Genomic DNA, 26,537 nt, shown 5'->3' with positions numbered 1-26,537 from the left:
GATCAAGCTCTCGCGAGACGGATGATCTCGTCGAGCACGAATTTGCGCGATTGCGGCGGTGTCAGATTGTGGTCTGCATCCGGCAGCATCAGCAGCCGCACGTTCGGATAGCGGGAAAGCTTGGCGCCGCGCGGGCCGAAATGGAAATAGACGTGGTCGAGGCCGACGTCGCCCTCGCTGTAGATCAGCGTCAGCGGCACCTTGCGCTTGCCGAAGGACGCGAAGGAATGCCGGACCTCACGGGCGATTTGGCGCCGGTCCGGAAGCAGCTCGAGCAGCGGCGCGATGAAGGGTGACAGCCGCCGGCCGCCGGCGATGACGATATTCTGCAGTGCCGACACCACGTCCACCTGGCCACTGATGAGCCGCTTCAGCGTATCGAGCCGCGCCAGACGCTGGCCGTAATCATCAAGGCTGCGGGGAACGGAGACGACATGCTCCTTGCGCACAGGCACCTTCGGATCCCAGTAGTAGACGAAGGGATTGATCGAGACGACCGCCTTCAACCGTTCGTCGGCGACGCCGGCGCGGAAGGCGACATAACCGCCGCTGCATCGGCCGGCCACCATGACGGGACCCGCAACGACGCTTTCGAGAAGATCGAGCGCGGCGACCGCGTCCGCGGTCTGCGTGCTGGAATAAAGCACCTGTTCCGGCGCATCCGGCCGCGGCGGACTGTCTCCGACATTGGCGGAATCGAAGCGCAGTGAAACGACGCCCTCGCGCGCGAGCTCGCGCGCCATATCCACTGTCGTCCGTCCCCAGCCCGCGTGGCGATCATAGGCCGTCGACAGGAAGAGCACGGCATTGCCCTTGATTTCCCCAAGCGGCCGGCTGACGACGCCGACCAGATGGTCGTGGCTTCCGAAACGCACCGGTGTTTCCGCAAAACCATCGCCGGCAAGCGGCGGATTTTCGATGGCTACCGGCGAATGGACAGCGGATGTCTCGGTCGTCGCCGTCTCCAGCCACTTCGTCAGCAGTTCGACGACAGCCATCGGTGTCTTGGCAAAGAGCGGATTGGTGACGAGCTCGTCATAACCTTCGAAGGCCTTCTGATCGACTTCGGCTCCGAACGCCTTCAGCGCATCCGCAAAGCCGGTATCCTCGGCCCGGATAGGACGTTCGAGGATCAGATAACGGGGCGCTGCAAGCCCCTGCGGCGAGGCAATGTTGAGCTTGCCGAGCTCGGCGGCGATCTCTTCGGGCATCACGAGGCCAGCGATCTGCACCTTTGCGGCCTGCACGTGCTCCTTGCCGAGGCCGAGATCAGCATCGATGATCTTGGACCACATGTTGAGTTCACGCAGATAGGCCCGGCCGCTCAGCACGGGCGCCAGCATGACGAGGCTGTCGATGCCATCGATCGAGGAGCCGATGCGCTGGGAAAGGGTCGCGCCGAGGCCCTGTGCGATAAGAATGATACGGTCGCAGCCGGAGAGAGACTTGAGCTCGGCGGCAGCCGCGCGGATCGAATTTTCCCAGGTTTCCAGCCTTGCCGGCAGCGTGCCGAAATCGAGCGCATCGCCGGTGCCGCGATAGTCGAAGCGCAGGCTCGGTACGCCGATATCCGAGAAATGCTCGGCAGCGATGCGGAAGAACTTGCGGCTGCACATTTCCTCGAACCCCCAGGGGCTGACGAAGAGCACCGAGGCCGAACGCTTCTTCGCTTGCGGATTCTCAGGCATGAACAGCCCGATCGTGCCGTCGAAGACGACAGGCAGGGCAGCGCTGCGCCCCGCACCCTCGGCTGGTTCGAGCGAGAATTCGCCGGGCGCGACCTTGGCACGGTCGGGATCGTCGGGAAGCCTGGGCGCGATGAAATTGATCACGTGGCCGACCGGCCCCCGCAGCGCGGACGGTATCTTTTCGAGAAGGGAGTGCATGACCTCCACATCCTCGCGCGGCACGGCGCGCAGCACGCGCAACGCCGCGAAATAGGCGAAGGTGCCGGCGATGATCGCGGCGACGAGGCCAATCGGGCCATGGATGAATTCCAGCGCGGAGATCGCCGCGCAGGCACACAATACCGAGGCGAGCGTCACCTTCGTGAGGCTTGCATAGAGACCTGAAAGCTGGGATCCGAATCCTGTCTGCCTGATCATCATCATCGACATCGCAACGAACACCAGGATGCGCACGAGTGCAGCCCCCTCGGCGGCAAGCCTAGGTACGATCAGTAAACAACCCACTACCATGAGGAGGCCACCTATCACACTGATATTCAGGCGCGAGCGGGCTCTGTCCATCGAAAGCAGGTAGAGGCTGAGGATCTGCATGAAGGTGTAGGCGGGTGCGACGAGCGCGAGCAGCGCAACCACCGTGCCGCTGCGGCCGAATGCTTCGCCGAACACCACCAGCACCAGCTCGCTGGAAATCGCGGCCAGTCCGAGGCTCATCGGCAGCACGATATAGGCCATGCTGCGGGTGACGGCGGCGAAGACCTCGACCGGCAATGTCGAATCGTCGCTGCTGTGCCGCCGCTCGGAATAATAGGGCAACAGGCTTCCGGTCATCTGGATCGGCAGTTGAAGGGCGATATTGGCGATCGACAGGCCGACGGCGTAATAGCCGACCATTTCCACCGACCAGAACTGCTGCAGAAAGAGCAATTCAAGCCGATTGAGGAAGATGGAATCGATAATGAACTGGATCGACAGGATGACGGAGGAGGAAGCGAGATATTTCAGCGAGACCCCGCACCAGTCGCGACGCGCAAGCAGGATCGGCATGGTGGCGAAAAACAGCACGAACTGGCCAAGCGCATAGCCGACGACAACGCCCTCGACGCCATAGAGCACGGCGCCGACCGCGACGCCGGCAAGCTGCAAGATTGAGACTGCAACCGTCAGCTTGAAGAAGGCGCCGAGCTTCTTTTCGCCGATCAGGTAGAATTTGACGAAGGATCCAATCGCCTGGATGAAGAACAGCACGCCCGTGACCAAAGCCACGGAGGGCGCGGTTTCCGCCCAGTGCATCTCTTCCGAGGTCAGGAAGAACAGTGCGTAGAGTGCCAGCAGCACGACGGTCGAAAACATCATGAAGCTGACGAGAATGGCGGCAAAGCCCCGCCGGCGGCGCGCATCGTAGCCTTCCGCCGAAAGCTGCGGCAGGGTCTTCAAGAGTGTGATGCTGGAGCCGAGCTCGGCAATCGATGCGCCCGTGACCACCAGCCAGAGCGAAAAGGCGACGATGCCGTTGGCTTCCGGCCCGAGGAGGCGCGCAGTTATGATCGAGGAGACGAAGCCCGTCAGCAGCAGCAGCATGCCCGCCGCCGCATTCATCACCGAATTTGCGATAATACCCTTCGACATCCATCCATCCGCCAGGATCGGCCTAAAGCCGGATACCCGTCATCTCTAGTACGAAAATGTTAAAATAAAGCGGAGTGGCGACCTCACCTTAGCTGGTCTGCATCGCTGCCAGCTTCTGGAGCGCCTTGCCGTAGCTGTTCTCGGCGAGATAGCGCAGCAGGAACTCCCGCGCCTTCTCGGCCTTGTCTCGTGCGCGCTCCGGCGCGCGGAAGATTTCCTTGAGGTGCGCGGCTGCGATCTCGGGAGAAGGATCTGCCCAGACCGCGCCCGGCAGCCCTGCAAATTCGGGATGCGTATCGATGACGGGAATGAGGGGAGAGGCGACCAGCCAGCTATTTTCGGGGTCGCAGAAATCCGCCGTGCCCGACCAGGCCGTGGAAATAACCGGCGTGCGCTGCATGATCGCCTCGGCAACCGTGAGCCCGAAACCTTCCGAGCGATGCAGAGAAAGATAAGCATCGGAAGAGCGGATGAGGCCGTTGACCTCGGCGCTCGACAGATAATCGGTGACGATCCTGATCCGGCTATCGCCCGCGACCGAAGCGACCAGCTCGCGCAGGCCTTCGTCCTTGCTCACGTTGCCGTTGGCCTTCATCAACAGGAAGGCACTCGGACATTCGGCTCTGAATATTCTGAAGGCCTCGATGGCGGCCTGCGGATTCTTCCGGTTGATCGACGAACCGGCGCTGAAAATGAAGCTGACGAGAAAGGCGTCCCCAGCAATACCGAACTTCTCGCGCATGCCTTCGCTCGCCGGCTTTTCGGTGACGGGATGCGGAACCACGATGACGGGCGCTTTGGTCAGCGGCGCAATCGCCCGCCGGGTGAATTCCGATGGAACGAGGACGGCATTCATGTAACGCAACCCGTTGCGCCATTCCGCCGGGACGTGTTCCAGTTCCCAGGCGAAATAGCCGATGTTGAAGGCGCGGGTGAAATTCGCGACACCCTTTTTCGAAATGGCGCGCGGCAGCATCGGCGGATTGAGATGCCAGATCCGGCTCCCCGGCGGCTTGGTGGAAAGACGCGACGGCGCCCAGCCGGCAAAGGATTTCCCATCCGGGTGCGTGCTGACGTCGGAGAGCGAAATCGCCTTACCCGCCTCGGAGAGCGCATCGGCGCAAAGCCTTGCCGATTCGCCGACGCCGACGGCCATCGAGAGATAACCGACGATCTCCACCGGTTTGCGCGGATTGAAGGCAATGCGCGACCGCGGAATGAGCCGCTGCAGGACATGGGCACGCAGGAAGCGATATGTCTTTCTCAAATCACGATCTTTCTCAATGGATCGGTAGTATTCCTGGCGCGCCGGACGTCAGCCCTGGAGCGCAACGCGACGCAAACTGCCTAGACTTCTGATTTCGCCCGCCGGCGGAACATCGCCCTGCGTGCCGGACAGCGCCGAGAGCTTCACGCGCCGCAATGCGCCGGGGGCAAGGTGGAACCAGTCGTCATCGGCCCGGTAGCCTTCGACGTCGATATGTACCGATTGCGCCAGCCGGTCGGTCCTGAGGTCGACGACCCAGTCCTCGCCGTCCTTGCCGAGCGACGCCTCGATGCCTGCGTCATGAAGCGCTTTGCCTCGTCCGCAGGGGAAGTGGAAGCTTTCGGCAAGAACAGCGCCGTCCGCGAGCGAGCGCAGGCGCGCGACACTTGCATCATGCGACGGCGGGCCGAAACGGAAGGCATAGGTCGTGTCGAAGAAGGCGCCGAACAGCGCGGTGGAGGCAAAACGCTCCGCGCTCCGCGCTGCCAGCTTGAAGGCCATGTTGCCACTGACAACCTGCTGCTTTCCATCTCGCAGGCAGGCAACCTCAAGCTCAACGTCGAGCGCCGCGTCCGTCTCGTTGACGACATGCACGTCGAGGCCGTTGGTTCCCTCGTCGGTAAAGACCGCCTGCACCGGCCGGAAGGCGCGGCGCATCGCATACCACACGGGCTTGGGCTCACAGGTGGAATCGATCACACCCCATCCGGGGCCGGGCATGAGGTCCTGCAGCGTCCAGACGAGCGCGCCGCTGCAAAGGGAGCCCTTGCGCCGCCACTCGGCAAAAGTCTCCTCGATCACCTCGCCGGTGACGGCGCGGGAAAGATCGAGGTAACGTTCCGGATCTTCGCGGCGCAGCTGGGCCGGGTCGAAATCGTAGAGAAGCTTCAGATAGAAATCGCGAACGTCCTCGAAATCCCAAGATGCGCTGCGGTCGCGCGGCACGCGGGCCTTCCAGAGCGGGCTGTGGACGGCGGGCACGTCGAGATGGCGCTGCAGCGTCCGTTGCTGCGGTACATGTGCGAAGGCAAGACTTTCGGAGGCGAAACGCACATCGGCGCGGCGCGCATCGGCAATCGGTCGCATATAGGCGCCAACGCCGTAATAATGCGCAACGCCTGAATTGGGCGAAAAGGGCATCGCCCCGCCGTAAGGCGAGTTCGGAACATAGGGCACGTCGGGACGCATGCGCGCGACAATCGCCGGGATGATTTCATCGGTCACCGGACCGCTCCAGAATTCCGTGGGCAGGCCGAGCATCGCCGCCTGCTGATGGATCTCGCTGCCGCCGCAGAGCACTGCGAGGGAAGGCGACGCCTGGACGCCGTGCAGGAATTCCTCGACCTCGGCATGCACATGGCCAAGAAAGGCCTTGTCGCTGCGCGGATAGTCGAAATTCGCGAACATGAAATCCTGCCACACGAGCAGGCCGAGCTCGTCGCAGAGCGCGAAGAAATCGGGCGTCTCGTAAGCCATGGTGCCGCCGATGCGGATCATGTTCATGCCGGCTCCCGCGGCAAGCCGCAGGAACCGCTCGTAATCCGCCCGCCCACCCGGCAGCCGCGCGATGTCGGCCGTCGTCCACACGGCGCCGCGGCAGAAGATACGCTCACCGTTGACGAGGAGCGCAAAATCGTCGCCTTCGGCTCCGCGGTCGACGTCGATGCGCCGAAAGCCGGTCCTGCCGAGCGGATATTCCTCCCCATCGGAGACCAGCGTCAGATCATAAAGACGCGGAGTGCCGTGGGTGTGCGGCCACCAGGGCTCGATGTCGGAAAGCTTGAGGATAGCCGAGTAATGGCTGTCGCCGATCTTCTCGAAGGGCTGCTCCATGCCGCCGCAGCGCAGCAGCATTTCCGGATCAGCGGCGTTGTTGTGCAGGGAGACGCTGAGGCGGGCGACGCCGCTCTCCTCCAGCACAGCGCGGATGGAGACATTGTCGATCGAGACGGGATTGCGCCGCACCAGCGAAATCGGTCGCCACGGTCCGACGGCATGGATCTCGGGGCACCAGCCCGGCATATGACCGAGCAGCGTCGTGCGGAAATTCTTCAGGCCCGCCGGCGTGATCATTTGCGGCCGCCAGCGGGCGCGCGGACCAGGCTCGGAGAGGCGGGGGCCGAGCGCCCGGAAACAGAGCGCCAGCTCGTCGCCGCCCGAAAGCGTTACCGGGATTTCATGCGCGGTAAACATGCTTTCGGAAAACAGGATTTCCTGGCCGTTGAGGAAGACATGGCAAAGTGTGGCAAGCCCTCCGAAACGTAAGATCGCGTCGCCGGGTTCGGCATCGAAGAGCCGGCAGAGATACCAGGCATCCCTCGTGTTCAGCGGCTCGGGATTTTCGCGGTCGAAGAGCCCGGCTTTTTCGAGTGCCGCAGCAACGGTGCCGGGAACAGGCGCGGGTATGGGCTGCGCGGAAAGATGAATGTCGTGCGGCACCGCGCAGGCGCCCGGCTCCGTGAGAATCAGGTTCCAGCCTTCGGAAAGCACACTTTCCTCGGTGCCGATGCTTGCCAAACGCCCCCGCATGGTCAGATCTCCGGCCTCAGATTCGCTCCGCAAGCGATGCCATCATGGAATCCCATGCATCGGCAGCCGGATCAAGTGCTGCCTGCAGCGGCTCGAATTTCCTACGGGCGACGGCGCGGGCAAGCTGGAACTGCACCGATTTCGCCGCATCCGAAATGCGCCTGGCATGCCCGGAGGCGGCCGCGAATTCACCGGGAGAGAGCCAGGCCAAGTGATCGGCCGCCAGCTCGAAATTGGCGCCCACCTGGCGAAGCGTGTTGAAGGCGTATTTGTGGAAGAAGCCGAACGGCCGATCGGCCACCGCTTCGACCTGCTGCGGAAAAACGCCGGCAAAGGCGCGGATCGGGTTTTCGCTTGGGCGCCTGATGAAATGAAACCCGGCGAGCTGTCGCGCGGTCGCGCGCAGATGCATTTCGTCGGCGGGCTTTTCCGGGAACCGCGCAAATTCCGCATAGGGCAGGAACGGCGTGTCGTTCTCCGTCAGATGCTGCTGGAACAGCCCGTCGAAATCCTCGCCCTCGAGGAGGAAATAGCCGGCATTGTGAAAATATTCGACACGCTTTGCCGCAATGTCCAGGCGGTTGATTGCAATCGTTGTCTTGCCGTGCTCCTGCCGGTAGGCGGTGCCCCGCGTATCCGGCATGTAGAAGGAATCCATCTCGATCAGGCAGAGGCGTCCGCGCGCGATCTGCACTTCGACATGCCGTTCGACACGGTCGTAGATCGCAAGCTCGGTCGCACGGATGCCATAGAGCGCTTCGAGATCTTCGAGCGGCACCTTGAAGAAGGTGAACTGGTCGCCCTCGAAATCCTGCGCCAGGGTGAAGCCAAGCATTGCCTCGGGTGCGACGCCCAATGTGTTCAACACCTCGATCCACAGATCGACGTAGCAGTTGGTTTCCGGCCATGCGCGCTCGCCGGAATGCAGCGCGTGCTGCCGGTAGTTTCCCGGGCTGATCGCCGGGAAGACCGATGTCATCGAGCTCATCAGCCCCATAGCGTTTTCCGGACGCTGGCCGGCCATTCCTTCACGTCGAGGCCGTGATGATAGAAGAGGGCGAGCGCGATGCGCTCCAAGCCGAAGCCGACGCAGGCGGTATGCGCGACGCTGCCGTCTTCGAGATTGAGGCCCCACTTCAAGCCGAAAGAATCCTGATGGTAGTTGAAGCTCATGCAGGCGGTCGGATTGACGGTCGACGTGATCGGGATCAGCAGTTCAAACTTCAGGTTCTGGTCACGCTGGTTGTTGACCATCATCTTACCAGCGCGGCCGAAGAACGGATCGTTGGCAACGTCGATAGTCACATCGAGGCCGACCTGCTTCATCATCTCGACACCGCGATCCATCCAGCGCTGGCGGAAGTCGGTGACATGTTGCTCCGTTCCCATGCAGACATATTCGCGCATGCGGAACAGCTGCTGGCGGGCCGGGTCCTTCGACGGTTCATGGCGGAAGCAATAGGATTGCAGATCGAACAGGCCGCCCGTCTTCGGCAGGTTGCCGCGCTTGGCGACCGTCGGATAGAGCGGATAGCAAGCAGCCGGCGTCAGCACGATGTCGGTGGCCTTCTGGTCCTTGGTCCAGTCGTCGCCGACTTCCATGCACTGCAGCAGGCTCATATGGTCGAGGTCGCTGCCGCAGAAACTGTGCACCGTGCCGGCGAGCTGCGGGAAGCTCTTCATATAACCGCTCTTTTCGAAAAGCGCGCGGTTCATGCCGGGCGGGAAACGCATCGCCTCGGCGCCGTCGGCGCCGCCGAATGTGTCGATCAGCCGTTCGAAGGCGGTGATGACATCTTCGAACTGGCCGCTGCGGCCGTAGAGACCGTCGACGCCGGTATCGATCAGCAGACCGGATTCGAAAAGCCGGTCCAGAAACGAGGTCTGCATATCCATGACTTTACCCCAGTAGGCTAGTGTCCTGCTTGTGGACGAGAAGCATGCTCGACGTGTTGCCGAGGATGCGGTCGTTCGAGATCATGAGCTGTGCGGAATGAGCGTCCCGCAGATGGCGTCCGAGGCTGAAGGGCGTACCGTTCTTGTAGCCCATGATGCCGCAAATCAGCATGGCGTGATTGACGATTTCCAGGATCGTCTCGGAAGAGGCGATCTTGACGTTGTTCATTGCAACCGCAAAGCCCATCGACGACAACCTGTCGACATCGACCTTGGCATCTTCATAGGCCTTGAGGCCGGCCACGACATTGGATTTCACCATTTGCAGCAGGTTCGAAACCTCGGCGAGGCGTAACGCTCCCGGCGGCTGGGCATCCGGTGCCTTGCGGGCAGCGGCGCGCACGAAGGCCTGGGCGCGGGTAACCGCATCGACCGCGATGCCATACCAGACGCCGCTCCACAGCAAGTGCGAGGAAGCGAGCATGGATTGCGCCGCGATTTCGGCAAAAGGCTTCGGCAGGATCTGACGTGCCGGCGCTTCTCCCTTGAAGAGGAAGCCGTCGGAGCAGGTGCCGCGCATGCCGAGCGTATTCCAGGCATGCGTTTTCTCAAGCGTGTACTGGTCCTTGAGGAAGGCGGTCAGCACCTGGTCGGAGGAAGCGGCCTGCGCGTGGGCACGCGACGTGATGAGGATGGCATCGGCATGCGAGCCGTAGGAAATGACGGTCGCATCCTTTTCGAGGCGGCAGGTATCGCCCTCGACTTCGACCGCACAAATGCTGTTGCGCAGGTTGCCGCCGATACCGCCCTCGGTGGTGGCGGAGGCGATCAGCAGCTGGTCGGCCGCGATGGCGTGCATGAAACTGCAATGCCACTCGCTGTCGGCGCCGTGTTCGACGAGGCTCGACAGCTTGATGTGATGCATGGCGAAAACCATGGCGCTTGCGGCGCAAGCCTGGCCAAGCATGGAGCACAGTTCGGCGATTTCGGTGATCGAGGCCGATTCACCGCCGAGATGGCGCGGCACCTGGATGCCGAGCAGCCTTTCGGCCTTCATCGCATCCACGGCTTCCCGGGGAAAGCGGCCTTCGATATCGACAGCATCGGCGTGTTTGGCCGCGACTTCGGCAACGCGGGCGACCCGTGCGACAAGACCGTCCTGCGTGATCTTGACGGGAAAGTTCATCAGGCGACCTTCCGGCTGTCCTGGATGATATCGACCGTCTTGGCGATAGCCGAGATGCTCGCGAAGGATTTGCGGTTCAGCAGATTGTCGGGAAATTCGATGTCGAACGCCTCTTCAATGCCGAGCATCAGCTGCACCGAGGCAAAGGACGTCAGACCTGCCGCATAAAGATCGGCGTCGTCGGCGACCTGGTCGATCGCTACAGGAAGCTTGCCGAATTTAGCTACGAGGTCGCGGATTGTCGTATTCATCCCATCACTCCAAGATGCTCATGATCCCGAACCGGCGTTCATCGCCTTGTCATGAGCGTTCTTTTAGTGCGGAAAACAGAACATTCCGCTAATTTATTGGGTTAAAGATGATTGTTCCTCATAGTTAGGATTTTAGCGATCCTTCCGGCGAAGGAACGAATATTCATTTTACATCAATGAGCTAAGATCATTTCAGTAGAAATGCCCGACGCGGTTTCCGACATGGCGAGTACAGAAATGATACGCAGAAGCGCCACTTCGGGTCACTCAGCCGGCGGATAGGAATGCTCGCCGCCGCGGTAATCCGAGACGGAATAACACCCGTCGCCCGTCGTCCGAACAGTGCTTCCGCTAACGACGGCTTTGCCGTGACCGCCCGGGATGTCGAGAATGTAAGTCGGCTGGCAGAGGCCGGAAATCCGCCCGCGCAGTGCCGCCACGATCCTCTGCCCCTCCTCGATCGGCAATCTGAAATGACCGGTACCGGGCGCCAGATCCGGATGATGGAGGTAATAGGGTTTGACGCGGGTCTCAACGAAAGCCTTCATCAGCTCGGCAAGCACATCGGGATCGTCGTTGACGCCCTTGAGCAGCACCGACTGGCTGACCATGGCGATCCCCGCATCGACGAGGCGGGCGCAGGCCGCGCGCGCTTCCGCGGTCAGTTCCCTGGGATGGTTGGCATGTAGCGCGATATAGACCGTCTTGCCGCTCGCCTTCAGCGCTGACATCAGTCCCGCATCGATCTTCTCGGGATCGACGACGGGAACGCGCGTGTGGAAACGTACGATCTTCACATGCGCGATTTTCCCAAGCGCCTCCATGATCTCGTGAAGCCGGCGCGGCGAAAGCACCAGCGGATCGCCGCCGGTGAGGATGACCTCCCAGATTTCCTGGTGGTTTCTGATATAATCGAAAGCTGCCTCCATCGCCGTCGCATCGAGCGTGCCGAGGCCCTGCGGCCCCACCATTTCGCGCCGGAAGCAGAAGCGGCAATAGACCGGGCAGACATGCACGGCCTTGAGCAGGACACGGTCGGGATAACGGTGAACAATGCCTTCGACGGGGCTGTGGGCATGATCGCCGATCGGATCGGCGCGTTCTTCGGGCGCGACCGTGAGTTCGGCTGCATCGGGCACGAATTGCCGTGCAATCGGATCATCAGGATTTGCCCGATCGATCAGCCGGGTGATCGCGGGTGTCAGCGCGATCGCGTAACGCGCGGCAATCTCGTCGAGCGCTGCGCGGTCTGCAGGCGCGGCAAGCCCCGCCTTCACGAGATCGTCGACGCTTTTGACCGACTTGACGGCATTCATCTTCCGTACTCCGCAACCGGCGCCCATAGCACCTGGTCGATGCGTGACGCCCCTGTCGCCAGCATCACCAGCCGGTCGAAGCCGAGCGCGATGCCGCTTGCCTCGGGCATCAGCGAAAGTGCTGCAAGGAAATCCTCGTCGATCGGATAGGTCTCGCCATAGATCCGCGCCTTCTCGGCCATCTCGATCTCGAAGCGCCGGCGCTGTTCGGCAGCGTTGGTGAGTTCGCCGAAGCCATTGGCAAGCTCGACTCCGCACGCATAAAGCTCGAAACGCTCGGCAACCCGCGGGTCGCGCGCCGAGGGACGTGCCAGCGCTGCCTCTGAAACGGGATACTCGTCGAGAATGGTGATGCGGCCGAAGCCGAGATGCGGCTCGATCTTTTCCACGAGCACCCGGCTGAAGAGGTCGGCCCAGCCATCGTCATCGGCGACACGCATGCTGACGCGCCTGAGTTCGGCCGCCAGATGATCGCGATCGGTCGAACCGTCGGAGGCAACAGAAGCGAGAAGATCGATGCCGGCATGCCGCTCGAACGCTTCAGCGACGCTGATCCGCTCCGGCCCGGCGAAAGGATCGCTCTCGCCGCCGCGATAGGCAAGCTTTCCGGTCTTCACCGTTTCGGCCGCAAGCGCCAGGATACGCACGCAATCCATCATCAGGCTCTCGTAACTTTCGCCGACCCGATACCACTCAAGCATGGTGAATTCGGGATGATGCAGCGGCCCGCGCTCACGGTTGCGATAGACATGGGCAAAACACGAGATGCGTTCTTCGCCCGCCGCAAGCAGCTTCTTGCAGGCGAATTCCGGCGAGGTGTGCAGGTAGAATGGCGCGTTCTGTCCGTCCGTCGTCACCGCTTCCGTCGCGAAGGCGTGCAGATGCGCCTCGTTGCCCGGGGAGACCTGGAGCGCCGCTGTGTCCACCTCGATGAAATCCTCGCGCGCGAAAAACCCGCGCAACGCCGCCTGGATCGCATTGCGCCCGATCAGGAACGGGCGGCGGTCGGCATGCACGGACGGGGTCCACCAGGGGGACGCTTTGGCCGAAGAGTTCATTCCAAGCTTTCTTCGCCGGAGAAGCCGGCATGGGGGTGGCTATTTCCCGGATTTTAGGTTAGTTGCGCCCCCAAAGAAAAATATTTGCGTCTTCGGGGCGTCTCGACAGTCATCTACGACGCCAAAAGCCGAGTTACAAGGAAGTCTTATGGTCAAGGTCATCGCCTCTTCGGTCCGCAAGGGCAACGTTCTCGACGTGGACGGCAAGCTCTACGTCGTCCTCACCGCCCAGAACTTTCATCCGGGCAAGGGCACGCCGGTCACCCAGGTCGACATGCGTCGCATCGTCGATGGCGTGAAGGTCTCCGAGCGCTGGCGCACCACCGAACAGGTTGAGCGCGCCTTCGTCGAAGACGTCAACTTCCAGTACCTCTATGAAGACGGCGAAGGCTTCCACTTCATGAATCCTGCGAACTACGACCAGGTTGTCGTCAGCCAGGAAACCATGGGCGACCAGAAGGCCTATCTCCAGGAAGGCATGACCTGCATCCTGTCGATCCATGAAGGCATTCCGCTGGCGCTCGAACTGCCGCGCCACGTCACGCTTGAGATCACCGAGACCGAACCGGTCGTCAAGGGCCAGACGGCATCCTCTTCCTACAAACCGGCCATGCTCTCCAACGGCATCCGCACCTCGGTTCCGCCGCATATCGATGCCGGCACCCGCGTCGTCATCGCGACCGAAGACAATTCCTACGTCGAACGCGCCAAGGACTGATCCTGGTTTCGATCCATTCAGGCGGCCGGCTCACGCCGGCCTCCAACTGAAATGTGGAATCGGCTCATTTTGGCGGACATACCTTCGTTCAGCCAAAGCAGAATAGCCGCTTTTGTAGCGCTGCAAATTCAGTCGCAAACTGTCGCTTTTATCGCAATTTTTCACGACCGTTGCCCGCACCCAATTTCAAGATCCGAAATCAGATGATCTTTCGGACCTCGCTCTCGAAGCTCATGACATGGGCCATTGCGATCTTTTCAGCCTCATCTACGTCACCTCTACATACCGCCTCAAGCATGAGGACCTGATCGTGCAAGACGTCCTCGAGACGGGGCACCAAGGTCGGAAACCGTTTCATGGCGACGTACAGAATTCTCAGCGATAGATTGTGGTAGTGATCCAGCGTAGCGAACAGGAAAGGGTTTTTTGCCGCTTTGTAAATGAAGCGGTGAACCCGGCGATCTAGAGCAAGTATGTCATCCAGCGCCATCGGACCGGTGGTTTGCTTGAGTTCATCGATCAGTTGCCGCGCTTCTTGCCGCTCGAACTCGCGCAGCCTTTCCGCAGCTAGCCGGGTCGCCCAGGACTCGATCCGTGCCCGTGCCTCATAAACCGCAGTAAGATCATTGATATCGATCTTGCTGACAAATGTGCCGCGCCGAGCGCTGACGACAACGAAACCATCATACTGCAGACGCTGTATCGCCTCGCGCACCGGCGTGCGCCCGACTTCCATGCGTTTCATGATCTCGGCTTCCCGCAAAAGTGTGCCCGGTGGAAGCAGCGTCGTAATGATGTCGTCGCGCAGCCGAATATACGTCCTCTCCGCCAATGTTGATTCAGCCGCTTCGTAATCCAGTTCGAATGCCGACATATTCAGCGCGTTCCTCTCTCTGTCCATTTCCGCATGGCTAAACGCTAATCCGCCTAGAAAAAAGGCGCTTAACGATTCCGCTTGACTTCATATCATGTCTGCATATTCTCAATATATCAGCAATATATAACCACAAAGAGGGGTTTCAAATGAAACATGCTGAATTGATGAAAAAAACGCAGGCAAATGGGTTGGTTGCCTTGGCGATCCTGAGTTTGGGGCTGTTTGCGACGGTCGTGCCATCCACTGCGAAGGCCGACGATCTGGAGCTGATGAAGCCGGGCACGCTCGTCGTTACGGTGGAGCCTTACATGCCCTATACGGCGGTCAAGGATGGAAAGCTCGTCGGCCTCGACAGCGATATCCTGACAGCCGTCGCCGATAAGCTCGGCCTCAAGATGGAAGTCAACGTCACCGACTTTCCAGGCATGCTGGCTTCCGTCCAGACGCAGCGGGCTGATATAACCATTGGCGGAATTGCATGGTCCGACGCTCGCCAGAAGGTCGGCCTGTTCACCGACCCTCCGTATTATTCTCCGCCGGCCATGGCCGTGAGCGGCACGACGAGTTTTCCGGATGTTGCGAGCCTGGAAGGCAAAAATCTCGGCACTGTGACGGGGTATGTCTGGGCGAAATCCATCGCGCAGGTCCCTAACGCATCACCCCATACGTTCCCGAGCGCCGAAGGTGTGTTCCAGGATATTTCTTCGGGGCGTCTGGATGTCGGCTTTCTCGATCCGCTGCTGATTACCTATCAACAGCAGCAGCGCCCCGACATGAAGGTACGCATCGAATACCTGAAGCCGCCGACAAACGAACAGGTGACTGCGCACCCCGATTATAAATATTTCCAGGCCTACATGACCGGATTCTACCTTCCCAAGCAGTCGCCGAAGCTGGCCAAGGCTGTTTCCGATCAGATCGACGCCATGTACAAGGACGGATCCCTTGCGGCTTTGATCACAAAATGGGGCGGCGATCCCAAGCAGTTCCTGGTTCCATCGCCCGAAATGGCGTCACAGCGGCGCGGCGTTGATCGTCCCGCCGACTGGAATCCGCCTTCCATTGCGAAGTGAGATCGAAGCATGACGGCGTTGTCATCCTTCACCGATATTTTCCAGGTTCCCTGGAATGACTACGTCGGAAACATTGCCGTGGGTCTGCTCAGGACCCTCGGCTACACCGTGGCCAGCTTCATCGGCGCGACGATCCTTGGTCTTGCCCTTGCGCTGATGAGGCTCAACCGGCTGCGCCTGGTCCGCGTCCCTGCAGCCTTCTACACCGAGCTCTTTAAAAACGTACCGCTTCTGGCGATCATTTTCCTGACCTACTTCGGCCTGCCTTCCGTGGGCGTCAGGCTGGAGGTTTTCGAGGCTGGCGTGTTGAGCTTGGTGCTCTTTTACGCCGCTTACCTGTCCGAGATCTTTCGGGCCGCCATCGCCGGCGTACACCGAGGACAGCAAGAGGCCTCTCAAGCTCTCGGGCTAGGGCGCGGCAAGACGTTCAGCCATGTCGTCCTGCCGCAGGCGGTGCGGCTGGCGCTTCCCGGTACGAACACAATGTTCGTCGACCTGATCAAGTCGACCTCGCTGCTTGTGACGATCTCCGCTGCCGAGCTGATGACGCAGGCGCAATTGATAGCCTCGGAAACATTCCGAGCGCTCGAAGTGTATCTCGTGATCTCTGCGGCCTATTTCGCCATCTGCTACCCGGTGTCGCAATGTCTGCTTCTGCTGGAGCGCAAGATCCATGCCGGTGTGCCATTGTCATTGGCCAGAAGGCGTCGGCTGAAATTAGCGAGGACCTATCTCGCCGAGGGGAGAGTCTGACCCATGACGACCACTCCTGCCAAAACTGCCTTCGTGTCAAACCAGCCGGCCGGTCGCCCGGCCGTCAAAATTAGCGGATTGCGCAAGTCTTTCGATGGGCGCCTGGTGCTTGACCGCGTCGATCTCGAGGTGCCCGCCGGCAAAATCGTGAGCATCATTGGCCAGAGCGGTGGAGGAAAGACCACCCTCATGCGCTGCGTTAATTTGCTTGAGCGTCCCGACGAGGGGACGATCACTGTCGGCGATGAGACGATCTTCGCCGATGGCCAGGTGACCTGCCGCAACCTTGCAAAGCTTCGGCAGCGTGTCGGTATGGTGTTTCAGCGTTTCAATCTGTTCCCGCATCTGACGGCTGTAGAGAACGTCGTTCTCGCGCAGATGCACGCAGCCGGGATCGGCGAGCGAGAGGCCGTGGAACGGGCCGTGAAACTTCTGACGAGAGTAGGCCTTGCCAAACGGGCGATGGCTTATCCGGAACAGATGTCGGGCGGCGAGCAGCAGCGTGTGGCGATCGCACGCGCCCTGGCGCTGGAACCAACGGTGTTGCTGTTCGACGAGCCGACGTCGGCGCTCGATCCTGAATCGACCGGCGAAGTTCTCCGCGTCATGCGGGAACTTGCCGCCGACGGCATGACGATGATCCTGGTCACGCATGAACTGCCCTTTGCGAAGGAAGTATCGGACTGGGTCGTATTCATCGACGGTGGAGTTATCATCGAACAGGGAACCGCAGGAGATGTGCTTGACCGTCCGACGGAAGCACGCACGGCTGCCTATGTCGCCCGCTACGCTTCGCCAGGCTAACCCCTGATTGAACCGGACCGGCCCGGCGGGCGTATGCCGCCGCCGCGTTGGCCAAAGCGCGAGGCAAGTCCGATCGGGCATCCAGGCCTCGTTTCTCTAAGGCAAATAGAAATTTGATGGACAAGCTCACAACAGATATCGCCGTCATCGGCGGCGGCGTGATCGGCGTGGCAACCGCTCTGCGGCTGCGTGCCGATGGTCGCGATGTCGTGCTGATCGAACCGAACAAACCCGGTTCGGGCGCATCTTACGGCAATGCCGGAACGATCGCCGATTATGCAATCATTCCCGTCGGCACGCCCGCTGTCCTCAAAAACCTGGCCTCGCTGCTTCTCAATTCCGACAGCCCGCTATCCATCCGCAAGGCAGCATTGCCCACCTTGTTTCCATGGCTGATGCGTTTTGCCTACGAATCCCTGCCTCACAGATACAGGGACAATACGAGCCGTATCGCCGACCTGCTATCCGACGCGTCATCGGAATGGCTGGAACTCGCAGCGGAGATCGGAGCATCCGATCTTTTGAGCGCGAAGGGATGCCTCTACCTCTACCAGACGCCCGAGGCCTTCAAGGCGGCCGCATCGGATGTCGAGCTTCGCCGAAACTACGGGATAGCACAGCAGCTTCTCACCCCCGATGAGGTGCAAAGCCTGGAGCCCCAGCTGCCGCGGGTCCATGGCGGCGGGCTTTTCTTTCCGAAAGCGATCAACTTCACCGATCCCGGCCAGGTCATGAGCGTGATGGAAGCCGCCGCCAAACAAGCGGGCGTCGAGTTCGTCCGAGACTCCGTGACGACTATTTCGCGCGAGCGGAATGGCGTGAGGATGATGGCTTCAGCCCACAGTATTCATGCTCGGGCGGCTGTCATCGCGGCCGGCGCACATTCCCGAGCTCTGGCTCGGCAGCTCGGAGAGCGGATCCCGCTCGATACTGAGCGGGGGTATCATCTCGAATTCGATATGGAGACACCGCCGGTGGAACGACCGGTATGCCCAACGCATCATGGATTTTACTTTTGCCCGATGCGCGGCCGCTTGCGGGTGGCCGGAACTGTGGAGCTCGGAGGAATCACTGCGCCTTCGAACCCAAGACGCCTCGAAGTGTTGCTGGCAAACGCTCGCAGGATTTTCCCGACGCTTGGTGAACCAAGTCGGAGCTGGATGGGCCTCCGCCCTTCCATGCCCGATTCCGTTCCTGTCATCCGGCCTTCAAAAGGAGGAAGGGACGTCGTGTTTGCTTTTGGACACGGGCATATCGGTTTGACGTTGGCACCGCGGACGGCTCGCATGGTCAGCGCTATTCTTGCCGCTTGATCGCGTCAGGAGCGTGTCGTGACATACGGAACGGTGCTTGCGACCTCGCTTCGCTCCCATCAGAGATGCGGGTTGCGCGGCCGGTATTTCCTGACGAGCTTCTGGTTGATCTCGGCCGCACCCGGCATGTTGGCGCTGAGATAAACAGGTGCGTCGCCGGATTTCGAAAGCTCCGAGGCGACTTCAGCGAAGATCGCGTTGATGACGGTCACCCCGACCGCCGTCGAGACTGGCCCGACCCGAAGCCCCGTGCCTTCGAGATCGAGAACGGCGTCACCCGGTGGCAGCCCGTTATCGAGCACCACATCGGCTACGTCGGCAAGCCGCCGGCGGCCATTGGCGATCGCCGAGGAATAGGCGATCGACGTGATGGCGATCACCTTTGCGCCGATTTCGCGGGCATAGTCGGCGGCCTCGATCGGCGCGGCGTTCACGCCCGAATTGGAGGCGATGATGATGACATCGCCCGGCTGCATGCCGTAACGCTCCAGCATCGGTCGCACCAGGCCTTGCGTGCGCTCATAGACCGAACTGATGACCGCACCCTCATGCAGCATGGCGGAGCCGACGAGCACCGGCACGGTGAAGGCAAGCCCGCCAGCCCGATAGTGCACCTCCTCCGCCAGCATATGCGAATGGCCGGTACCGAAGACATAGACGCGCTTGTCGCCGCGGGCAGCATCGAGAATGACCGCCGCTGCCTCAGCCATCGGTTCGGCAAGCGTCTGCTTCAGGTCTTCCAGCCGGCCGATCAGGTTGGAGAAATAGGCATCAGTAATGTCAGTCATCCCACGTCTCCTCGGTTTCAGGCCGCCTCACCGCCGAGCCAGGTGGCGGTGACGGTAAGCCCATCGGTCAGATGGACGAGATCGGCGCGCGACCCCGGCGCGAGCTGGCCACGGTCGGCAAGCCCGAGGAAACGCGCGGGATAGAGCGTCGCCATGCGCAAGGCCTCGGCGAGCGTCAGGTCGAGATAGGTGACGCCGTAACGGATCGTCGAGACCATGTCGACGTCGGAACCGGCCAGCGTGCCGTCCGACAATACCAGCTTCGAGCAGAAGCCGCCCCTTTCGCGCCGGACGGTGCGCCCGTTCAGCGTGAACGAATCCTTTTCCGACCCGACGAGCGACATGGCATCGGTGACGAAGAACAGCTTGCCTTCGCCGCGCTTGGCGCGCAGCGCCGTGCGCAGGGCTTTCGGATCGACATGATGGCCATCGGCGATGATGCCGCACCAGGTCGAGGGATGATCGATCGCCGCACCGACGAGGCCGGGCGCGCGGTGTCCCAGCTGGCTCATCGCGTTGAAGAGATGCGTGACACCCCGTGCCCCGGCATCGAAACGTTCTTCGGCCGCTTCGCTCGAACAATCGGAATGGCCGATGCTGATGGTGACGCCTGCTTCCGCAAGCTCGCGCACCTGCGCGACAGTCACCTGCTCGGCCGCCATGGTGACGAGCAGCGTTCCGATCGCCTCGCGCGCCCGGATGAAGGCTTTGACGTCGCGGTCCTCCACTGGCCGCATCAGCTCGGCCAGATGCGCGCCCTTGCGGGCAGGCGCCAGATGCGGGCCTTCGAGATGCAGGCCGGCGACGCCGCGGTTCGCTTTGACCGCTTCCTTCGCCGCCTCGATGGCAGCGGCGGATGCTTCTGCGGTATCGGTAATCAGCGTCGGCAGCAGCGAGGTCGTGCCATAGGGCCGGTGACCGCCGGCGATGATGTCCATCGAGGCCACAGAAGGCTCGTCGTTCAGCATCCGGCCGCCGCCGCCATTGACCTGCGCATCGATGAAGCCCGCTGACAGGACGCCGCCCTCAAGCGTCACCGTCTCGCCGTCCGGCAGACCGTTCCGCGCGATGATTGCTTCGACACGGCCGTCGGCAACGACGAGTGCCTTGTCGTCATGGAAGCGCTCGCCGTCGAAGATGCGGGCGCCGACGAAGATCTTGCGCTTCATCAGACCGTCTCCGTCACCTTGAGCAGGTTCGCCGGCCTGTCGGGATCGAAGCCCTTGCGGCGCGTCACCGACTCGATCAGCCGGTAATAGACGAGCAGCGATACCAGCGGGTCGACGAGGCCGTTACCCGTCGTCGGCACGCGCAGATTGATGCCGGAGAGCGGCTGCGTGGAAAAGCCGACGGTGGTGGCGCCGAGCTTCTGCAGACGCTCCAGCGCCTGGCCGTTATTGGCGAAAGCGGCATCATCGGGTGCAAAGGCGACAATCGGGAAGCCCGGCTGCACCAGCCGCATCGGACCATGCATCAATTCCGCCAGCGAAAAGGCCTCGGCATGCAGGCCGGAGGTTTCCTTGGCCTTCAGCGCTGCTTCGAGCGCGATCGCAAAGGCCGGGCCGCGACCCGCCGTATAGAGCGAGGTCGCATGGAAGAGCACCTCCTCGGCAGCCGCCGTGTCGATGCCGGCGGTCGCCGAAAGCGCCTCCGGCAGCTTGTCGAGTGCCGCCTGCAGGTCGGACGCACCGCCGACCGCAGCGGTCACTCCGGAAAGGGCGGCAACGGAGGCGATGAAGGATTTTGTCGCCGCGACACTCTTTTCCGCGCCGGCATTGAGGCCGAGGACGATGTCTGCCTGTTTCGCAAGCGGGCTGTCGGTGACGTTGACGACGGCGATCGTCGTTGCTCCACCCTTCTTCGCCGCCTCCTGCAGCGCCACGATGTCAGGGCTGGCACCCGACTGAGAAACGGTGAAATGAACGCCGCCCTTCAGATGCAGGGCAGCACCGTAGACGGAAGCGATCGACGGACCGACCGATGCGACCGGAACGCCGCAGGTGATCTCGAAGAGATACTTGAAGAAGGTAGCGGCGTGGTCCGAGGAGCCGCGCGCCGCCGTCGTTACCGCGCTCGGGCGAGCGGACGAAAACAGCCGGGCGATCTCGGCAAAGACTGGTTTTTCCCTCTCGAGAAGTGTGGCCACCACCTCCGGCGATTGGCCGGCTTCCTGCAGCATCAGCGACTGGTTCTCACTCATAGGTCATCTCCAATTCTCAATTCGGCAACGAAATCATAGGCATCGCCGCGATAATGCGAGCGGGTGTATTCGACGACGCGCTGGTCTTCCAGGCGCGAGACACGCTCGATCAGAAGCGCCGGCGCGCCCGATTTGACGTTCAGCATCGCAGCGTAGGATGCATCGAGCGTCACGGCCGTCAGCCGCTGCAATGCGCGCACGGGCCTGTGGCCGCTGGCCGTCAGGGCATCGTAGAGCGATCCCTCGCCGCCGGCATCGTCGCCCAAGAACTTGACCGGCACCACAGCGCGCTCGATCGCCAGCGGCAAACCGTCGGCGAGACGCAGCCGGTCGAGCCTCAGCACGGGCTCGTCGCTGCCGAGACCGAGCAGAAAGGACTCCTCCGGCGACGGGGTGTTGACCTCCCGCGACAATATCCGCGCGGCCGGCAGACGCCCGCGCGAACGCATGTCTGCAGAGAAGGAGGAAAGCCGCCAGAGCGACTGTTCCATGCGCTCCACCTTGGTCGATACGAAAGTACCGCTTCCGTGGCGCGATTCCAGTGCGCCCGATGCCATCAGATCCCGATAGGCGGTGCGAACTGTGACGCGGCCGAGCTGCAGAGCTTCGGCAAGGTCGCGCTCACCCGGCAGCGCCGCGCCGGGCTTCAGCAGGCCTTCCTGAATGAGGCTGGTCAGCGCCTGCGCCAGCCGCTTGTAGAGCGGTCCGGCCAGCGCCTCGCCGCGCAGGCCGCGCCTGTTCAGTTCCACTGTCAGACTGGTTCTATCCATGGATACACAATAGAACCTATCTAGAACCAATCGGCAAGTCAGAATCGAATGCAGACAAGAAAAAACCCTCCCCGGCGGACCAGGGAGGGTTCATAGCGGCGAAATTTGACAGCCGTGCGTCTCAGAACATGTCGCACAAAAGTGTGCGGCGGTTTTGCGATAACGACCCTAAAGCGCGAGCAGCGAACCTGAAAGACCGCGGCGCGCTTTAGAGGCTCAGCTCTTGGTGAAGATGTAATCCGTTTCCTGGCGCAACACCTCGCCGGGACGCAGAACGGCATTCGGAAAGCCTTGGTGATTGATGGCATCGGGCCAGACCTGAGTCTCCAGGCAGAAGCCGGCGAAGGGGCCATATTTGCGCCCGCCGAGACCGGGAGCCCCTGTATTGAGCTTGAAGCCGGCATAGAACTGCACGCCCGGCTCGGTGCTGCGCACTTCCAGCGACACGCCGGAATAGAGGCTGCGGGCGAGCGCAACGCTCCGCTTGGCGGTACGTTCGGGGGACAGGCAGAAATTATGATCGTAGAGCGCCTGCTCGCTGCCGACGAAACGCTTCATCGGCGCCATCTCGCGGAAATCGAATTCCGTGCCGCCGACAGGACGGATTTCGCCGGTCGGCACCTGCCTCTCGTCGGTCGGCAGATAGTGATCCGCAGCGATCATGATGTCGTGACCAAGAGCGTCTTCGCGACCGTCGAGATTGAAATAGGCGTGCTGGCAGACATTGGCGAGCGTCGGCTGGTCGCTGGTCGATTCATAGGTAATCGACAGTTCGCCGTTGCCATGCACCCAGAACGTCGCCTGGATGGTGCAATTGCCGGGATAGCCGGCGCGGCCGTCGGGATCGACGATCTTCATCACCAGGCGGTCGACGTCATGTTCGACGATCGTCCAGTTGCGCTTGGCGATATTGTCGCTGCCGCCATGCAGGTGCGTGACGCCGTTTTCATTCGGCTCGAGCTGATAATCCTTACCGTCGAGCGTAAACCTGCCGCCGCCGACGCGGTTGGCGCAGCGGCCGGGCGTCGCGCCGAAATAAGCTGAGTGGAGGGGGTAGCTGTCGAAATCCTCGAAGCCGAGCTGCAGCGGCGCATCATGTCCTGCAAGGCGCAGATCCTGGATGACCGCGCCCCAGCTGATGATCTTGGCCGTCAGCCCGCCACCCTTGATCTCGACGCGATAGACGGTCTCGCCTTCCTTCGTCTGCCCGAAAACTTCCCGCTTCAACTTATCCGACATGATCGATCGTCCGTTCTTGGCACATCCTCTTCAGGACGCGCGGCGCTGTAGGGTTCCGAGCGGAACCTGCCCGCATTTGCTTCAAACCGCAACCGGTCGGATCACAAAGAAACGCCGCTCAGAGGTCCGTGCCGATCTCTTCGACGTCATAGGGCGTCGTCTGGTAGATTTCGTTGATCCAGTTGCCGAACAGCAGATGCGCATGGCTGCGCCAGCGGTTCTGCGGCGCAAGCGCCGGATCGTTATGCGGGAAGTAATTATGCGGCATCTTGATCGGCACGCCGGCATTGACGTCCCGGAAGTACTCGTCGGAGAGCGAGGTGGAATCATATTCGACATGGTTGAACATGTAGAGCCGCCGGCCTCTCTTCTCATGCACGAGGCAGACGCCCATCTCGCTGGACTCCATCAGAATTTCCAGGTTTTCGGACTTCTCGATATCGGCGCGTCGCACCTCGGTCCAGCGCGACACCGGCACCTCGAAATTGTCGGAAAAGCCGTTCAAATAGATCGACGAAGGCTTGAGGTTCCGGTGGCGGTAGACGCCGAAAGCCTTCTCCTTCAGCTCGTATTTCGGAACGCCGTGGAAGTGATAGATCGCCGCCATCGCGCCCCAGCAGACATTCATCGTCGAATGGACGTTCGTTTCCGTCCAGTCGAGAATCTCCCGCATTTCCGCCCAATAGGTGACATCCTCATAGGGCAGAAGCTCGATCGGCGCCCCGGTGATGATGAATCCGTCGAATTTGCGGTGCTTCACCTCCTCCCAGGTCTGGTAGAAGGAAAGCAGATGATCCTCGGATGTGTTCTTCGCCTTGTGGCCGCCGATGCGGATGAGCGACAGCTCCACCTGCAACGGCGAGGCGCCGACGAGGCGAGCCATCTGCAATTCGGTCTTGATCTTGTTCGGCATGAGATTGAGCAGCCCGATCTGCAACGGTCTTATATCCTGACGGATCGCCATCGTTTCGGTCAGCACCCGCACGCCCTCCTGAACGAGGGTTTCGAAGGCGGGCAGCGTATCGGGGATCTTGATGGGCATTGCGGTCACTCGATCAAAAACAAAAAACCGGCGGCGACAAAAAATCGCTACCGGTCCGCACGCGGCCCTTTAGCGAATTTTTTAACGTGGCTGCAAGCCGGCCGGCCAAATCACCACGGAGCTCTAATTAGCCCCTGTCGGGCCGCGAATCAACTGCCGAATGCATGCGGGCGCGGCCCCTGCAAGCATCATCACAGTTTAATGACTGATAGAATCTGTTGATAGACGGGTAACGCCACCATGTTAATAATGGCAGTATGGGCTGTGTTGGAAAAGCATGATGGCAGATAAGATCGAGGGGAGGCCGGGAATCCGGAGGCAGGATAGGGTAGGGTATGATTTCAGCCTGACATATCGCCTCGGGGTGATGTTCTCAGCATTCTGGAATTCGGCTGTGCGTGGCAAGGTGCTGTTCCTGGCGACCGTGCTGATCCTCGTCATCCTGGTGACGGCTTATGGCCAGGTCATCCTCAACGAATGGAACGCCCCCTTCTACGATTCACTCGAGCGTCGCGATCTCGGCGAATTCTTCCACCAACTCGAAATTTTCGCGATGATCGCCGGCACGCTGCTATTGCTCAACGTGTTGCAGGCCTGGCTGAACCAGATGACCGCGCTCTACATGCGCGAAGGCCTGTCGCGCGATCTCGTCGACCAGTGGCTGAAGCGCAAGCGGGCGCTGCGGCTTGCCTCCAGCGGGTTGATCGGCGTCAATCCGGACCAGCGCCTGCACGAAGATTCCCGCAACCTCGCCGAAAGCACGACAGGGCTCGTTCTCGGCCTGCTGCAGTCGACCATCCTTCTGGTGAGCTTCATCGGCGTGCTCTGGGAACTGTCGAGCGGCTTCATCTTCCACATCAGCGGCCACAGCTTCTCCATTCCGGGCTATATGGTCTGGGCGGCGATTTTCTACGCCGCGTCCGCCTCGGTGCTGAGCCAGGTCGTCGGCCGCAAGCTGGTCAAGCTCAATGCCGATCGATTCTCCAAGGAAGCCGAGCTTCGCTTCACGCTGATGCATGCCAACGAGAATATGCCGGCGATCACCGTCGCCCGCGGCGAAGAGAACGAGCGCAGGCGCATCAATACCGACATCAGCTCGGTGCTGAGGGTCGTCAAGCGCCTCGCCATGGCCAATACCAACCTCACCTGGGTCTCGGCCGGCTACGGCTGGCTGGTGATCGTCATTCCGATCATCGTCGCCGCGCCTGCCTATTTCTCCGGCGGCCTCACCCTCGGCCAGCTGATGATGTCCGTCGGCGCCTTCAACCAGGTCAATACGGCGTTGCGCTGGTATGTCGCCAATTTCGGTCCGATTGCCGAATGGCGCGCCACGCTGATGCGCGTCACCGATTTCCGCCAGGCGCTGCTCGATATGGACGAGGATTTCGACCTCAAGGACAGCATCACTTACGAAAATACCGCGCCCGACATGCTGACGCTGAAGGATTTGGTGATCAACGCCAAGATCGGCGAAGAAATCGAGGAATGCGGCGGTTTCCGTCTGCACGAAACCAATGTGGTGATCAAGGCCGGCGAAAAGGTCATGATCAACGGCGATCACAGCGTCAACCGCAAGCTTCTCTTCCAGGCGATGGCCGGTCTCTGGCCGTGCGGCAGCGGCACGATTGGCCTGCCTCCGGTCGACGACATGCTGTTCGTTCCACAAATCGCCTATGTTCCCGGCGGCACGCTGCGTGATGCGCTGGCCTTTCCCGAAAGCCCCGATGCCTACGAGAAGGCCGCCGTTGAGGCGGCCCTTGAAAAGGCCGGCCTTCATTCGCTGATCTCAAGGCTCGATACCCGCGCCCGCTGGGACAAGCTGCTCGACAGCGACCAACAGAAGGCGATCGGCTTCGCCCGCCTGCTTCTGGCACGCCCGCGCTGGATCATTTTCGACGAAGTGCTGGAAGGTATGGAGCGGGAATGGCAGGAAACCATGGCCAAACTGCTGACCTCTATCCCCGAAGCCGGCATGATCTATATCGGTCGCTCCGAGGCCTATCTCGAGGTGCTGCAGCCGCGCGTCCTCCATCTGGAGGCGCTTCCGTCAATGCCACAGGAACAACCGGCTGTCGTCCAGACCGGCGCCAGCGCCAGTGCGGGCGCCGCCGCTGTCCCAGCGCCAGCGCTCTAGGCCAGCCGA

At 61.4% G+C, this 26,537-nt stretch carries 22 protein-coding genes and 1 riboswitch; of the genes, 6 read left to right on the top strand and 16 right to left on the bottom strand.

Translation table 11 applies throughout. The features are described 5' to 3' along the window. Nucleotides 1-2: 2 nt before the first annotated feature. From EFQ99_RS14205 to epmA, 9 genes are all read right to left on the bottom strand, one after another. Nucleotides 3-3,314 carry an alpha/beta fold hydrolase gene (locus EFQ99_RS14205; RefSeq protein WP_126921656.1) on the bottom strand — a complete coding sequence of 1,104 codons (3,312 nt, stop codon included), beginning with the start codon at nucleotides 3,312-3,314 and terminating at the stop codon, nucleotides 3-5. An 88-nt stretch (nucleotides 3,315-3,402) separates the two neighbouring features. Next, nucleotides 3,403-4,581 carry a glycosyltransferase family 4 protein gene (locus EFQ99_RS14200; protein WP_126921655.1) on the bottom strand — a complete coding sequence of 393 codons (1,179 nt, stop codon included), beginning with the start codon at nucleotides 4,579-4,581 and terminating at the stop codon, nucleotides 3,403-3,405. A gap of 48 nt (nucleotides 4,582-4,629) precedes the next feature. After that, nucleotides 4,630-7,110 (bottom strand): glycoside hydrolase family 2 protein, encoded by a 2,481-nt coding sequence (locus EFQ99_RS14195; RefSeq protein ID WP_126921654.1) that lies wholly within the window; start codon nucleotides 7,108-7,110, stop codon nucleotides 4,630-4,632. Nucleotides 7,111-7,126: 16 nt separating this feature from the next. Further along, a complete protein-coding gene (locus EFQ99_RS14190; RefSeq protein ID WP_208722757.1) occupies nucleotides 7,127-8,107 on the bottom strand; it encodes a DUF1839 family protein in 981 nt (326 codons plus the stop codon). Continuing rightward, the gene (locus tag EFQ99_RS14185; protein WP_126921653.1) at nucleotides 8,098-9,006 is read right to left on the bottom strand and encodes an amino acid--[acyl-carrier-protein] ligase; all 909 of its coding nucleotides are present in this window, start codon (nucleotides 9,004-9,006) and stop codon (nucleotides 8,098-8,100) included. The genes EFQ99_RS14190 and EFQ99_RS14185 overlap by 10 nt, the downstream gene beginning before the upstream one ends. Nucleotides 9,007-9,010: 4 nt before the next feature. Next, nucleotides 9,011-10,192: an acyl-CoA dehydrogenase family protein gene (locus EFQ99_RS14180; RefSeq protein ID WP_126921652.1), complete on the bottom strand. Its 1,182-nt coding sequence runs from the start codon at nucleotides 10,190-10,192 to the stop codon at nucleotides 9,011-9,013. Next, nucleotides 10,192-10,443, bottom strand: a complete 252-nt coding sequence (locus tag EFQ99_RS14175) for an acyl carrier protein (protein ID WP_008528313.1) — start codon at nucleotides 10,441-10,443, stop codon at nucleotides 10,192-10,194. Before EFQ99_RS14175 ends, EFQ99_RS14180 begins: the two co-directional genes overlap by 1 nt. A 263-nt stretch (nucleotides 10,444-10,706) precedes the next feature. Then, the gene (locus EFQ99_RS14170; RefSeq protein ID WP_126921651.1) at nucleotides 10,707-11,759 is read right to left on the bottom strand and encodes a lysine-2,3-aminomutase-like protein; all 1,053 of its coding nucleotides are present in this window, start codon (nucleotides 11,757-11,759) and stop codon (nucleotides 10,707-10,709) included. After that, nucleotides 11,756-12,817 (bottom strand): EF-P lysine aminoacylase EpmA, encoded by a 1,062-nt coding sequence (gene epmA / locus EFQ99_RS14165; protein WP_126921650.1) that lies wholly within the window; start codon nucleotides 12,815-12,817, stop codon nucleotides 11,756-11,758. Before epmA ends, EFQ99_RS14170 begins: the two co-directional genes overlap by 4 nt. Before the next feature lie 148 nt (nucleotides 12,818-12,965). Between epmA and efp the strand changes: the two genes are divergently transcribed. Then, nucleotides 12,966-13,535, top strand: a complete 570-nt coding sequence (gene efp, locus EFQ99_RS14160) for an elongation factor P (protein WP_126921649.1) — start codon at nucleotides 12,966-12,968, stop codon at nucleotides 13,533-13,535. Between the two features lie 199 nt (nucleotides 13,536-13,734). On the opposite strand, the gene EFQ99_RS14155 is transcribed toward efp, so the two are convergent. Next, complete coding sequence (locus EFQ99_RS14155) at nucleotides 13,735-14,409, bottom strand: GntR family transcriptional regulator (RefSeq protein WP_126921648.1); 675 nt, start codon at nucleotides 14,407-14,409, stop codon at nucleotides 13,735-13,737. 149 nt (nucleotides 14,410-14,558) lie between these two features. Here EFQ99_RS14155 and EFQ99_RS14150 point away from each other — a divergent pair, with 149 nt between their 5' ends. The 4 genes from EFQ99_RS14150 (at nucleotide 14,559) to EFQ99_RS14135 (ending at nucleotide 18,355) form a co-directional block, all read left to right on the top strand. Continuing rightward, complete coding sequence (locus EFQ99_RS14150; protein WP_126921647.1) at nucleotides 14,559-15,485, top strand: substrate-binding periplasmic protein; 927 nt, start codon at nucleotides 14,559-14,561, stop codon at nucleotides 15,483-15,485. Nucleotides 15,486-15,494: 9 nt separating this feature from the next. Continuing rightward, nucleotides 15,495-16,238: an amino acid ABC transporter permease gene (locus EFQ99_RS14145; RefSeq protein ID WP_126921646.1), complete on the top strand. Its 744-nt coding sequence runs from the start codon at nucleotides 15,495-15,497 to the stop codon at nucleotides 16,236-16,238. Nucleotides 16,239-16,241: 3 nt separating this feature from the next. Beyond that, nucleotides 16,242-17,042: an amino acid ABC transporter ATP-binding protein gene (locus EFQ99_RS14140; RefSeq protein WP_126921645.1), complete on the top strand. Its 801-nt coding sequence runs from the start codon at nucleotides 16,242-16,244 to the stop codon at nucleotides 17,040-17,042. 116 nt (nucleotides 17,043-17,158) lie between these two features. Next, nucleotides 17,159-18,355 carry an NAD(P)/FAD-dependent oxidoreductase gene (locus EFQ99_RS14135; protein WP_126921644.1) on the top strand — a complete coding sequence of 399 codons (1,197 nt, stop codon included), beginning with the start codon at nucleotides 17,159-17,161 and terminating at the stop codon, nucleotides 18,353-18,355. 59 nt (nucleotides 18,356-18,414) lie between these two features. Here the strand turns inward: EFQ99_RS14135 and EFQ99_RS14130 are convergent, their stop codons facing one another. The 6 genes from EFQ99_RS14130 to metA all read right to left on the bottom strand — a co-directional run bounded on the left by EFQ99_RS14130 (nucleotide 18,415) and on the right by metA (nucleotide 24,394). Then, nucleotides 18,415-19,143 (bottom strand): SIS domain-containing protein, encoded by a 729-nt coding sequence (locus EFQ99_RS14130; protein ID WP_126921643.1) that lies wholly within the window; start codon nucleotides 19,141-19,143, stop codon nucleotides 18,415-18,417. Nucleotides 19,144-19,160: 17 nt separating this feature from the next. Beyond that, nucleotides 19,161-20,312, bottom strand: coding sequence for an N-acetylglucosamine-6-phosphate deacetylase (gene nagA / locus EFQ99_RS14125; protein ID WP_126921642.1), 1,152 nt, complete (start codon nucleotides 20,310-20,312; stop codon nucleotides 19,161-19,163). Further along, nucleotides 20,312-21,343, bottom strand: a complete 1,032-nt coding sequence (locus EFQ99_RS14120; RefSeq protein ID WP_126921641.1) for an SIS domain-containing protein — start codon at nucleotides 21,341-21,343, stop codon at nucleotides 20,312-20,314. The genes nagA and EFQ99_RS14120 overlap by 1 nt, the downstream gene beginning before the upstream one ends. Continuing rightward, on the bottom strand, nucleotides 21,340-22,113 hold the full coding sequence (locus tag EFQ99_RS14115) for a GntR family transcriptional regulator (protein ID WP_126921640.1): 774 nt from the start codon (nucleotides 22,111-22,113) through the stop codon (nucleotides 21,340-21,342). Before EFQ99_RS14115 ends, EFQ99_RS14120 begins: the two co-directional genes overlap by 4 nt. A 216-nt stretch (nucleotides 22,114-22,329) precedes the next feature. Continuing rightward, nucleotides 22,330-23,352: an aldose epimerase family protein gene (locus EFQ99_RS14110; protein WP_126921639.1), complete on the bottom strand. Its 1,023-nt coding sequence runs from the start codon at nucleotides 23,350-23,352 to the stop codon at nucleotides 22,330-22,332. A gap of 118 nt (nucleotides 23,353-23,470) precedes the next feature. Next, a complete protein-coding gene (gene metA / locus EFQ99_RS14105; RefSeq protein WP_126921638.1) occupies nucleotides 23,471-24,394 on the bottom strand; it encodes a homoserine O-acetyltransferase MetA in 924 nt (307 codons plus the stop codon). Nucleotides 24,395-24,443: 49 nt separating this feature from the next. After that, nucleotides 24,444-24,521, bottom strand: a riboswitch (SAM riboswitch). Nucleotides 24,522-24,674: 153 nt separating this feature from the next. On the opposite strand from metA, the gene EFQ99_RS14100 reads away from it, so the two are divergent. Beyond that, nucleotides 24,675-26,528 (top strand): ABC transporter ATP-binding protein/permease, encoded by a 1,854-nt coding sequence (locus EFQ99_RS14100; protein ID WP_126921637.1) that lies wholly within the window; start codon nucleotides 24,675-24,677, stop codon nucleotides 26,526-26,528. Nucleotides 26,529-26,537: the final 9 nt, after the last annotated feature.

The organism is Rhizobium vallis, from assembly GCF_003985155.1.
Lineage (GTDB): Bacteria > Pseudomonadota > Alphaproteobacteria > Rhizobiales > Rhizobiaceae > Rhizobium > Rhizobium vallis.
Note: the sequence above shows the minus strand (reverse complement) of the source record. Positions and strands in the feature narration are given on the sequence as shown.